Origin of the sequence: Pseudanabaena sp. 'Roaring Creek', assembly GCF_001402795.1 — a bacterium.
Lineage (GTDB): Bacteria > Cyanobacteriota > Cyanobacteriia > Pseudanabaenales > Pseudanabaenaceae > Pseudanabaena.
This window is the reverse complement of sequence record NZ_LIRE01000361.1, coordinates 1-4,524: the sequence shown is the minus strand read 5'-3', so window position 1 is coordinate 4,524 and position 4,524 is coordinate 1. Positions and strand designations below refer to the sequence as shown.

6 protein-coding genes are annotated in these 4,524 nt (G+C 45.3%); 3 read left to right on the top strand and 3 right to left on the bottom strand.

The annotated features are described in order from the left end of the window. The 3 genes from AC805_RS26845 to surE all read left to right on the top strand — a co-directional run. Positions 1 to 207: hypothetical protein (locus AC805_RS26845; protein WP_231662765.1), on the top strand; the 207-nt coding region annotated here is incomplete at its 5' end. Between the two features lie 254 nt (positions 208 to 461). Beyond that, positions 462 to 680 (top strand): NAD(P)H-quinone oxidoreductase subunit O, encoded by a 219-nt coding sequence (ndhO, locus tag AC805_RS12215; RefSeq protein WP_055075701.1) that lies wholly within the window; start codon positions 462 to 464, stop codon positions 678 to 680. Positions 681 to 776: 96 nt separating this feature from the next. Then, entirely contained in the window at positions 777 to 1,472 is a 696-nt protein-coding gene (gene surE, locus AC805_RS12210) for a 5'/3'-nucleotidase SurE (protein ID WP_055075700.1), read from the top strand. A 333-nt stretch (positions 1,473 to 1,805) separates the two neighbouring features. Here the strand turns inward: surE and AC805_RS12205 are convergent, their stop codons facing one another. From AC805_RS12205 to serS, 3 genes are all read right to left on the bottom strand, one after another. Continuing rightward, entirely contained in the window at positions 1,806 to 2,207 is a 402-nt protein-coding gene (locus AC805_RS12205; RefSeq protein WP_055075699.1) for a hypothetical protein, read from the bottom strand. A 41-nt stretch (positions 2,208 to 2,248) separates the two neighbouring features. Then, positions 2,249 to 2,923 carry an L-threonylcarbamoyladenylate synthase gene (locus AC805_RS12200; protein ID WP_055075698.1) on the bottom strand — a complete coding sequence of 225 codons (675 nt, stop codon included), beginning with the start codon at positions 2,921 to 2,923 and terminating at the stop codon, positions 2,249 to 2,251. A gap of 156 nt (positions 2,924 to 3,079) precedes the next feature. Next, the gene (gene serS, locus AC805_RS12195) at positions 3,080 to 4,354 is read right to left on the bottom strand and encodes a serine--tRNA ligase (RefSeq protein WP_055075697.1); all 1,275 of its coding nucleotides are present in this window, start codon (positions 4,352 to 4,354) and stop codon (positions 3,080 to 3,082) included. Positions 4,355 to 4,524: the final 170 nt, after the last annotated feature.

The window sequence follows — 4,524 nt, the reverse complement described above, 5'->3', positions numbered from 1 at the left end:
ACAGCTATAAAAACCAAACCCAGTAAGGGTTTTCAAAGCTCAAAATGGATACTCTATTTTGAGCTTTGGTACTCCCTTGCCAGTAAAAAATTAGACGTTGCGGCACTTCGCGCCGCAACGCTAATTCTTGGTTTTGTATGTCTATTTCTTTGGTGGGAAGGGAGTATAACGCTCTCTGGACTGCTGATCGCGAAATGTCCTAAGTAGTTCGAGAAATACAGAAAAGCATACCGCCCGCGCAGCAGGCGGTATGCTCTCTGGTTTTGGTTTTTAATTATGCCTAGCTACTTAAGACAGGTGACTATAGCCATAGGTAATTACCTATCGAAGTCATAGAAGTTTTCAGGTTGCCCAAGATCGAATGAAAACTTCGCTAGTTATTCCTAAATACTGCTTGAGCTTCTGTTATACAATACTTAGTAGCAGTTTTAAATCCTTAACAATTTGTTGCATTGAATATTATGGCACTGAAAAAAGGCACCCTCGTTCGCGCTGTTCGTGAAAAGTTAGAAAATAGTCTTGAAGCATCGGCAAATGATCCTCGTTGGTCATCGTACATTTTTGAGACATGGGGCGAAGTGTTAGAGTTTCGTGGTGATTATGTGCAAATCAAATTTGCTAAAGTCCCTACACCTGTAATCTGGCTTCATAAGGATCAGCTAGAAGAACAAGCGGCTTAATCCATAGGAAATAATTACAACCCAAAGCCTAATGTGGCGCACGCATCGTGCGCCACAGCATGCTTTGGGCGGCGTTAGCGCTACTTTTAGGAAGTTATGACAGTAATTTTGACCAATGACGATGGGATTGATGCCGAGGGGCTTTGGGCTTTGCAACGGGCGACGGAACTATTTTTCGGGAATAAAGGGGCGATCGCTGCTCCTAATTGCGAATATTCGGGTTGTGGTCATCAAGTAACAACCAAAGCGCCGATCGCGATCGCCCAACGCGACAAAGATATTTATGCGATCGCTGGATCGCCTGCGGATTGCGTGCGGGTTGCGATCGCCCATCTATACAGCGATGTGAAATTGGTGCTGTCGGGCATCAATCATGGCGGTAATATGGGGGTAGATACCTACATGTCTGGAACGGTTGCGGCGGTGCGCGAGGCAGCTTTTTATAATATTCCTGCGATCGCCATTTCCCACTATCAAGATCGGCGGCGAGAATTTAACTGGACTTGGGCATCTGAGACTACTGCGCGTGTAATCAAGCAACTTCTGGAAATTCCCCTGCCGCCTCAGTCCTATTGGAATGTGAATTTGCCCCATTTGCCTGAAGCAGAGCAAAATCTGAACACTGAAGTAGTTTTTTGTGAAAAATCGAATTCCCCATTACCCTTAGAGTTTCAGACTGAAGGCGATCGGGTGACCTATGCAGGTCGCTATCACCTCCGCGATCGCACGCCAAATACTGATGTGGATGTTTGTTTCTCTGGCAAAATTTCAGTCACCCAAATGAGGATCTGAGAAAGGGTTTGCTACGCAAACCCTTTCTCAAATCCCCAAAGTAAAAGCCTTGCTAAGCAAGGCTTTTACTTTGGGGATTTTAAAATTTACTAGCTTAACCCGAACTGACGTTATAGCTGTCGCCAAGTGTAATACCAATTCACAAAATGGCAACGCCATTTTGTGAATCTCAAAACCTTACTGATTTTTTAATTCACTGAAGTGTTGGTTCACTTCAGTGAATTAGAAAACAAACCCCAAGAATTGAATGGCGGCGCTTCGCGCCGCCATTCAATTCTTGGGGTTTGTCAAGTGTAGCTTATTTACAATGCTGTGGAGAAGATGAAGCCTAGGCTATTTAATTAGCGATTCACTAAAAGTGCGAATTATGGGCAATGTATCGGTAAACCAGCCGAGCCCCAAACCTCCACCCGCAATCAAGGCTAGGACAAAAAAGTTCCATCCCCGATTGTTCATAAAAGCGCGAAGTTCGTTTCGAGCCACATACATCAACAATGCCCAAACGATGCTGATGCCTAGGGATAGGGCAAACTGTGATTTTTGGAAGAACACAAAAAAGACTGCTGCGATCGCCCATCCAACGGCAACAATCCAATCTACGCCAAAGGCGATCGCACCAGCAGGAATCCAGATCCGCCAATCTGCCTTGTGAATCGACAGCAACCATCCGTAGACGATATAACCAAATAGGACAAGAGCTAATGATAATAGCGGTAATTTTCGTAAAGAACGCATATTTTGCATCTCCAGACAAAGCGTGTTAGTTAGAGCTTATATTACAAAAATGGAACTTCCCCTAGTCCTTGACGCAAAATCTGGGGATTGAGATCGTCGGTAAGATCGATGATGGTCGAGACCTCATAACTGAGCTCGGAACCATCGTCAACGATGAGATCGACTAACTTATAAAAGTAATCGAATAGTTCAATTTTGGAAAGGGTCGAAACATGGCGCTGTTTGCTACCTTTGCCCTGATAGTCCAACTCCAGACTGTCTAGAACGTCTTCTTTCAAATTTGCAGAAGTAGAAATAACGGGATTGCCTAATGCTTCAATTAGCGCTTGCGATACCATGTGATTGGGAACGCGAATGCCCGTGGTTTTGCGTTTTGGATTTAACACCAATTTCGGCACGAGCTTGGTCGCTGGCAAGATAAAAGTAAATGGACCTGGAACCAAACTTTTCATCGTGCGATAATTGGCATTGGAGACATTGGCATATTCCGCAATATTAGAAAGAGAAGAACATAAAAACGTTAGAGGTTTGTCGTTCGACATCTGCTTCAGCTTGCGAACGCTCTCCACTGCCGACTTTGACATCAGATCGCAACCGATCGCAAAGACCGTATCCGTCGGATAGAGCATGATTGCGCCATCGCGTAAAGCATCGACAATCTGGGCGATCGTACGTGCTTGAGGATTGTCTGGATGCAGTTGGTGGATCGTAGCCATAATTATGTCTCTTGTTAAAGCCTCAAGAGGCTTTGGGGAATAACAGAAATTTTTTAAAAGTCTGGCAAAGCCAGACTTTTAAAAAATTTCTGGGGGTTTTCAGAAAGCTCAAAACATTTTTAGTTATCTAGAAGTAACCAGATAACTGTACTTTTTCTAGAGGTATTCTCTATTTAGTAGAGGTTGTAGCACTTCAGGAATTAAAATGCGTCCGTCAGGTTGCTGATAGTTTTCCAGAATGGCGGTCATTGTGCGTCCCACGGCTAGTCCTGAGCCATTGAGAGTATGCAAAAATTCCGTTCCCTTTTTACCTTTATTCTTAAAACGAATATTGGCGCGTCGAGCTTGGAAATCTAGGAAATTAGAACAACTAGAAATTTCGCGATAGGTATTTGCCGCAGGCAGCCATACCTCGAGGTCATAGCATTTGGCGGCACTAAAGCCGATGTCTCCCGTGCAGAGTTCCATTACCCGATAGGGAAGCTTTAGGGCTTGGAGAATGGATTCCGCGTCGCGTACTAACTTCTCATGCTCCGCCGCCGAGTTCTCTGGAAGTACAAATTTGACCAGTTCCACTTTGTTGAACTGGTGCAAACGAATTAATCCTCTGGTATCGCGTCCATAGCTTCCTGCTTCGCGACGGAAACAAGGGGTATAGGCACAGTGATGAATCGGCAGATTCTCACCCTCAAGGATTTCATCGCGATAGAGATTTGTAACGGGAACTTCCGCAGTCGGAATCAGCCACAGATCGTCTTCAGCACATTTAAACGAATCTTCAGCAAACTTGGGTAGCTGACCTGTGCCTGTCATGCTGGCGGTATTGACAAGCAGGGGCGGCGCAACTTCGGTATAGCCATTAGCGGTATGGGTATTCAGCATGAACTGAATTAGGGCGCGTTCGAGGGCGGCTCCCGCACCAATGAGATTGACAAAGCGAGTTTGGGCGATCTTAACAGCGCGTTCAAAGTTAAGGATGCCCAACTTTTCGCCAATTTCCCAATGGGGCAAGATATCGGTGCGGCTAGTCTTATATTCATCGCCCCAGCGCCGCACTTCCACATTTTCATCTTCATTCGCGCCGATGGGTGTGGTTTCGCTAGGCAAGTTGGGCAGGGTCATCAAGATTGCATTACTCTCTTCCCGCAAGGATTTTTCCTTGGGTTCGAGTTCTGCTAGTAATTGTTTGACTTCTAGCGATCTCGCTTTGAGTGCTTGGATTTCTTCGGCAGGGGCACTCGATTTCATTTTGATGCCGACTTGCTTGCCGATGTCGTTGTTTTCGGCTTGCAAATGCGATCGCTGAGTTTCTAACGTCCGAACTTCTTGCTCTAGTTCGACCAATCTACTAATGTCGTAACCTTTGCCTCGGCTGTTGAGGCGAGCTTGTACCTGTTCGGGCTGCGATCGCACGAGCTTAATGTCTAACACGGACTTTTATTTAACCTAAACGCACTCAAAGCATCATAACTCACTGTATTACCGTTAAGGCGATCGTTAATTTTTGATTGCTATAGCAATGTAAGGTTTACTTAGGATATATGGCTACCGCCAATCTTATTAGAACAAAATTAAAACCCAAGATCGTGCTGTCGCGCTCC